The sequence below is a fragment of the Brevundimonas sp. UBA7838 genome (assembly GCF_002500885.1).
In the GTDB taxonomy this organism is placed as follows: domain Bacteria; phylum Pseudomonadota; class Alphaproteobacteria; order Caulobacterales; family Caulobacteraceae; genus Brevundimonas; species Brevundimonas vesicularis_C.
Genome location: NZ_DLTK01000108.1, coordinates 40,660 through 46,958 on the forward strand (window position 1 = coordinate 40,660; position 6,299 = coordinate 46,958).

At 67.4% G+C, this 6,299-nt stretch carries 4 protein-coding genes, 1 tRNA gene, 2 pseudogenes and 1 riboswitch; of the genes and pseudogenes, 2 read left to right on the forward strand and 5 right to left on the reverse strand.

Annotation, left to right across the window (positions count from 1 at the left end):
- The first annotated feature begins 2 nt into the window (after positions 1-2).
- Positions 3-947, forward strand: coding sequence for a hypothetical protein (locus B3T77_RS09960; RefSeq protein ID WP_292079244.1), 945 nt, complete (start codon positions 3-5; stop codon positions 945-947).
- A gap of 10 nt (positions 948-957) precedes the next feature.
- Here the strand turns inward: B3T77_RS09960 and galE are convergent.
- The 5 genes and pseudogenes from galE to metX all read right to left on the reverse strand — a co-directional run.
- Positions 958-1,947: pseudogene (gene galE, locus B3T77_RS09965) on the reverse strand (UDP-glucose 4-epimerase GalE); the annotation flags it as partial.
- A gap of 78 nt (positions 1,948-2,025) precedes the next feature.
- The gene (locus tag B3T77_RS09970) at positions 2,026-2,292 is read right to left on the reverse strand and encodes a hypothetical protein (protein ID WP_039244738.1); all 267 of its coding nucleotides are present in this window, start codon (positions 2,290-2,292) and stop codon (positions 2,026-2,028) included.
- Positions 2,293-2,509: 217 nt separating this feature from the next.
- Positions 2,510-2,584 (reverse strand) — tRNA-Glu (locus B3T77_RS09975).
- Positions 2,585-2,636: 52 nt separating this feature from the next.
- Positions 2,637-3,818, reverse strand: coding sequence for a cystathionine gamma-synthase (gene metB, locus B3T77_RS09980; protein ID WP_292079249.1), 1,182 nt, complete (start codon positions 3,816-3,818; stop codon positions 2,637-2,639).
- Positions 3,815-4,867, reverse strand: coding sequence for a homoserine O-succinyltransferase MetX (gene metX / locus B3T77_RS09985; RefSeq protein ID WP_292079251.1), 1,053 nt, complete (start codon positions 4,865-4,867; stop codon positions 3,815-3,817). Before metX ends, metB begins: the two co-directional genes overlap by 4 nt.
- 75 nt (positions 4,868-4,942) lie before the next feature.
- A riboswitch (SAM riboswitch) is annotated at positions 4,943-5,059 on the reverse strand.
- 430 nt (positions 5,060-5,489) lie between these two features.
- On the opposite strand from metX, the pseudogene B3T77_RS09990 reads away from it, so the two are divergent.
- Positions 5,490-6,299: pseudogene (locus tag B3T77_RS09990) on the forward strand (homoserine dehydrogenase); the annotation flags it as partial.

The window sequence follows — 6,299 nt, forward strand, 5'->3', positions numbered from 1 at the left end:
CCATGAAACAGGGGGCGGTTCGGTCGGACTATCTGGACTGGCTGGCCGAGGCGTTTGAGGTCGCTGGCCGGTTTACGCCCCTGCCGGACGGCAATGTCGTCGTCGGCTACGCCACCGGATACGATGCGGCCGACATCGCGCCTTTCGTCCTGTCGTTGCGGGCTGTGTTTGACGGTCCGGCAGCCCTAGTGGTCGACGCCGAACCGGATTTGCGCGCCTTTCTGGCCCAACATCGGGTGACCGCCGTCGATGCGCCGGTCTGGCGCGGATGGGCGCCGCATCCGGTGATGCAGCGGTTCGTGGCCTTCGCCGGTCTGCTGGGTGATCGGTCAGGCGTCGCTCTGGCCTGCGACGTGCGCGACGTGATCTTCCAGGCGCCGCCCTTCGATCCGGCGCCCGAGGGGCTTGAGGCCTATGTCGAGGCGGAGACGCCGCTGGCCGATCATGCCTTCAATATGAAGTATCTGCGCGCCCTGTTCGGCGACGCCCAGGCGCGGCAGCTGGCCGACAAGGCCTGTCTGTGCGTCGGCACCATCGTCGGGCCGCGCGCCGAGGTCTCGCGCCTGTCGCGACTGATTCTATCGCTGGCGGCGACGCCGCGATCCGAGATCGGCGGGGCGTTCGGCGCCGATCAGGCGGCCTTCAACATGGCGATCCATCAGGGTCTGACGGCGATGAGCGTGCGCCCCAACTATGAACGCGTGGCGACCTTGGGCCTGACGCCCGGCGAAACGCTGAGGTTCGAAGGGGGCAAGGTCGTCAATCCCGACGCCAGCGTCAGCCCCATCGTCCATCAGCATGATCGCCATCCGCATCTTGAAGCGCCGGTCCATGCGCTGTGGGGTGGAGGGTTGGAGCTGCGTCGGCGGGTAAGGCCCAAGTCGGCGGGGCAGAAGTTCGAAAAGCTGAAAGCCTCGCTGCGCCGCCGAATGCCCGAACTGCGCTGAGCCGGCTGTGCCAGGCCCAGGCGCTGGCGACGATGGAGGCCAGGTCCGACTGGCTTGGCGCAAAGGCCAGGGCCAGACGGGCCAAGGTGATGTCCGACACAAGATGCGACGGGTCGCCCGCGCGGCGCGCTTCGGCTGCGTCGGGCAGTCGAAGGCCGCTGTGTGCCATGATTGCCTCAAGAACCTGCCGCACCGAATGGCCGTGGCCGGCGCCCAGATTACAGGCGAAGAAGCCGCGTCTGTCGCCGAGCAACTGGGTCAGGGCGGCAAGGTGGCCCTGAGCCAGGTCGCACACGTGGACATAGTCGCGCACCGCCGTGCCGTCGGGCGTCGGATAGTCGGTCCCATGAACGGCGAAATCGTCGATCTGGCCGCGTAGGGCCATCATGGCGCGCGGGATCAGATGGGTCTCGACCGGCCGATCTTCGCCGATCAGGCCTGACGTCGAGGCGCCGCTGGCGTTGAAATAACGCAGCGCGATGATGTTCAGCCCATGCGCGGCGCTGGCGTCCGACAGGATCTGTTCGCAGCCCAGTTTGGAACGGCCATAGGGGGTGACGGGGGCCAGCGGCGTCGCCTCGGTGATCGGATTTTCGCCGGGATCGCCATAGACGGCGCAGGTGCTGGAAAAGACCAGCCGGTTCACGCCCGCTTCCCGCATCCCGCCCAGCAGCCCCAACAGACCACCGACATTGTTGCGGTAGTAGTCCAGCGGCGCGCGCACCGATTCAGGGACCACGGACGAGCCGGCGAAATGCATGACGGCGCTGATGTCATGGGCGATCAGGGTGTGGCGCACCTTGTCCGCGTCCCAGACATCGCCCTCGACCAGCGGCCCCCAGCGCACGAACCTGCGCCGGCCGGTCGACAGGTTGTCGTAGGTGACGGGTCGATAGCCGGCGGTCGCCAGGGCCTCGCACACATGGGCGCCGATATAGCCCGCGCCGCCCGTGACCAGGATCGCCTTCGCAGATGTCAGCGCCGATCCAACTTCGCCCATCCGCCCTTGTCGGATACCAAAGGTCGATAAATCAACCCCAAATCACCCTCGTATGTATTCAGGGGTGTGCGGCGACTGTCAGGGGATCGGCGAGAAACTGCGTTCTTCGCGCAGGGCGCTGGCTTTCCGGACGGCGATCGGTGCGGCGTGCAGCCAGTAGTCGGCGTCTTCGAGACGCTGCTCTCTGCGGCGCTCCAGTCCGCGCAGGCGGCGCAGGGCGGCGTTCTGGAGAAGGCGCGCATGCAGGGCGCGAGGCGACAGTTCGGCGATGGCGGGAGAGCCGGGGACGGCGACGGCGTCGGGGCCTTTGGGCTCCACCGCCGGGCGGGCGATGGCGATAAACATGAGGATCTCGGTGCAGGAGGGAGAGGCGCTTCTGCGCCGAGCTAACGAGGGGTTAACCACAGTCCCTGTGGATAGTTCCTGACTGCGTCCGAAAAAAGTCCGTGAATCGAAAGACTTACTGCCTGTTTCCGGACAAAATGGTTACCAAAATCTTAATCCGGGGCCGGAGCGTTCGCTCAACGATGCCGGGAAAAGGCGCTTTAAAAAGCGCCGCCGGTGGCAGTCCCTAGGGGAGTCGAACCCCTCTTTTCAGGTTGAAAACCTGACGTCCTAACCGATAGACGAAGGGACCGCGGCCGGGGCGGCGCATGTGCCCCGGTTCGGCCCCTCCTGCAAGCAAAAAGTTACGCGGCCGCGGCGGTTGCGGGCACGAGGGCGTCCAGCGCCGGGAACAGGTCGGCGATCAGGTCCTCGACATGCTCCAGACCCACCGACAGGCGCACCAAACCATCGCCGATGCCGGCCGTGGCGCGCTGTTCCGGCGTCATGGCGGCGTGGGTCATGGTGGCGGGGTGGGCGATCAGGCTTTCGACGCCACCCAGCGACTCCGCCAGGGTGAAGATCTCCAGCGTCTCGACCAGATCGCGCACGGCGTCCGTGCCGCCTTGCAGTTCGAAGCTGAGCATGGCGCCGGGGCCGGCCTGCTGGGCCGCGACCAGGGCGTGGTTGGGGTGCGACGTCAGGCCCGGATAGTGGACGGCCTTAACCGCCGGGTGGGCGGCCAGTTTTTCGGCGATATTGCCCGCCGTGGCCTGCTGCCGCTCGATGCGCGCGAACAGGGTGCGCACGCCGCGAAGGGTCAGATAGGCGTCGAAGGGCGAGCCGGTCACGCCGGTGCAGTTGGCCCACCAGGCCAGGGTCTGGTGATCCTCGGCATCGGCCGAGATGACGGCGCCGCCGACCACGTCGGAATGGCCGTTGATGAACTTGGTGGTGGAGTGGACCACGAAGTCGGCGCCCAGCTTGATCGGGTTCTGCAGCGCGGGCGACAGGAAGGTGTTGTCGCAGACGACCTTGGCGCCCGCCGCATGGGCGCGGGTGCAGATGTCGGCGACATCGACCAGACGCAGCAGCGGGTTGGACGGAGTTTCGACCAGCACCAGCTTGGGTTTCAGCGCCAGGGCGGCCTCGAAAGCGACGGGATCGCCCTGATCGACCAGCAGCAGTTCGAAATGCCCCTTTCGGGCGCGAGCGTTCAGCAGGCGACAGGTGCCGCCGTAGCAGTCGTGCGGCGCGATCAGCAGGTCGCCCGGCTCCAGCAGGGTCAGGGGCAGGTCGACCGCCGCCATGCCGGTGGCGGTGACGACGCAGCCTGCGCCGCCTTCCAGCTCGGTCAGGGTCTCGGCCAACACGTCGCGGGTCGGATTGCCCGAACGGCTGTAGTCGTACTTCCGCTTCTGATCGAAGCCGGCGAAGGAATAGTTGGACGACAGAAAGAGCGGCGGCATGACCGCGCCGTGGGCCGTGTCCGTATCCACGCCCGTGCGGGCGGCGATGGTGTGCGGATTGGCGGGGCGGGAAGTCATGCTTTGATATCCTTCAGGGCGGCGCGGAGGATGTCGCCGACGAAGGCGTCCTCCTTCAGAAAGGCGTCGTGGCCATAGAGCGAAGGCGCCTCGACGAAGCGCCACAGGGTCGGCAACCGCGCGGCCAGTTCGCGGATGTCGTCGATCGGCACCAGCCGGTCGGAGGTGAAGCCGATCAGGGTGACGGGGGTCGTGATGGCCTCGGGCGTCACGCTGTGGCGGTCCAGGGAATCGGACATCGACAGCCAGCGCGCCGGGGTGGTGTGGGTCCGGTAGGCCTGACCCCGCGCCGTTAGATAGTCGCAGACGGGATAGGCGCCGCCGACCGCGCTGGGCGCCGTGGTGTCGAACCGGTCGTCGAACTCCTCGGCCGTGCGATAGGTGGTCATGGCCAGTTCGCGGGCCAGGGCGACGCCTTCTTCCGGACGGCCGGCGGCGACGGCGAACTGCAGGATGCGGCGCTGGATGCCGCGCCAGGCGGTCGCCTGGGGATGGGCGCGGTGGGCGGCAGAAACGATGATCAGCTGCTCGGCCCAGTCGGGGAAAAGTTCAGCGAAGGCCAGGCCGACCATGCCGCCGTAGGAGCAGCCGACGAAGGCGGCGGCGCGCTCGATCTTCAGATGGTTCAGCACCAGGGCCAGCAGGCGGGCCTGATCCTGGGTGGTGATGGTGACGGGCTTGTCCAGGAACTCGGCGCCGGGGGCGAAATCGACGGCCAAGACCTGAAGCCGGCTCAGATCGATGGGCCCGCGCACCGACACGGCGCCCGACCACCAGCCCAGGCCGTTGGTTTCTGTTCGGTGGACGAAGCGTCCGGCCGAGATGCCGCCGGCGACCACCACGACGGGGGCGCCGATCCGGCCATGCAGACGTCCGACGATATTGGGCTGGTTCAGCTTTTCGCCCGAGGCGAGGCGGAAGTCGGCGGGAATGGGAACGATGACGTCGCGGGCGCCGCCGCGCTCACGCGTCGGTTCGCGGACAGGGGTAAGGGCTGTCGCGCGGCGACAGTCGGGGTCTTCGAGCAGGGTGGTTTCGGCCAGTGTCATCGTCGTTCCGCATCGTTCTCGCTCAGCAAGTCTCGATGCGGTGACAGAGCGTGGAGCGTCGTCTCGTCGATGCTCCACTCATCTCTCGCGACCCCGAAGGACCCCGCAGGAGTTGGCACCGTTTCGAGCTGTGAGACCCGATGGTTGCCCCAGCGTCAAAGGGCCTAATCCCTCGGCTGGTCTTGATGAGTGACTTTACGTTGATGATCGAGGCGGCGCCGGTCAAGCGAAAAATTCAACCTCATTGACGGCTTGGGCCGACTCGATGGGGGTGAAAACACACGATAACCGACGTGCCGTGAAAAAATCATCCAATCCAACTTGACAGGGCGGGGGTCGCTCGATCACCCTAGGCTCAGATTTCAACCGGACCTTGCCCTGTGCCACAGCGCTCGCTCATCGCCGAAGTTTCGACCGTCTCCGGCCTCGCCGCGACGCGTTTCGGCATGATCCTCGGCGGCACGATTATCGGCGGTACCACCGGCACCACCACCATGCCCGAACGGGCGGGACGAGTTTAGCGCGCCGAACCCCGGCAACCGCAGAACCCGAACCCCGCCCGGTCCGCCAGGCGGGGTTTTTCTTTTCACCCCACCCCATCCCGACCTTTCCCGAGAACCCGATGTCCGCCCAACTCGCCGTCGTAGAAAAATCCGAAAGCCTCGACCCCAGCAGTCAGCCTGCACCAGAGGTCGTGGTGCTGAAGTTCGGCTCGTCCATCCTGCGCAGCCCGGCGGAGGCGCCGCTGGTCGCCTCGGCCGTCTATGGCCATGTGCGGGCTGGCCGAAAGGTGGTGGCGGTGGTCTCGGCCTTCGGCGGGGCGACGGACCGGTTGCTGGGCGAGGCGCGGGCGCTGGGCCTGGCCCATTCCAACGACCTGCTGCCGGGCTATGTGGCCCTGGGCGAGGAAAAGTCGGCGGCCCTGGTGGCCATCGCCTGCGACCGGATCGGCCTGGACGCCTGCGCCCTGTCGGTCCGCGAACTGGGCATCGTGGCGGAGGGTGAGCCGGAGCATTCGCGCCCCTGCGGTCTGCGACCCGACCATCTGAAACAGGCGCTGGACCGGCACGAGGTGGTGGTTGTGCCCGGGTTCGGCGCGGTGCGGCCGGACGGCAAGGTGGCCCTGCTGGGACGGGGCGGATCGGACCTGACGGCGGTTTTCCTGGCCGCTGAGCTGGGGCTGAAGAAGGTGCGGCTGGTCAAGGATGTGGACGGCCTCTACGACCACGACCCCAACGACAAGACGGCCCCGGCCCTGCGCTATCGCCGCGCGTCGTGGGACGTGGCGCGCAAGCTGGGCGGCGCGCTGGTCCAGCACGACGCCATCGACCTGGGCGAAAGCCGCGGAGTCGAGATTGAGGTGGCGGCCCTGGACCGCGCCGACGGCACGGTTATCGGCGACAAGTCGGCGCCGCCCGGCCCCGCAGATCGG

Coding starts and splice junctions, on each gene's coding strand:
- B3T77_RS09960 (WP_292079244.1), top strand. CDS start 3: ATGAAACAGGGGGCGGTTCGGTCGGACTATCTGGACTGGCTGGCCGAG.
- B3T77_RS09970 (WP_039244738.1), bottom strand. CDS start 2,292: ATGTTTATCGCCATCGCCCGCCCGGCGGTGGAGCCCAAAGGCCCCGAC.
- metB (WP_292079249.1), bottom strand. CDS start 3,818: ATGACTTCCCGCCCCGCCAATCCGCACACCATCGCCGCCCGCACGGGC.
- metX (WP_292079251.1), bottom strand. CDS start 4,867: ATGACACTGGCCGAAACCACCCTGCTCGAAGACCCCGACTGTCGCCGC.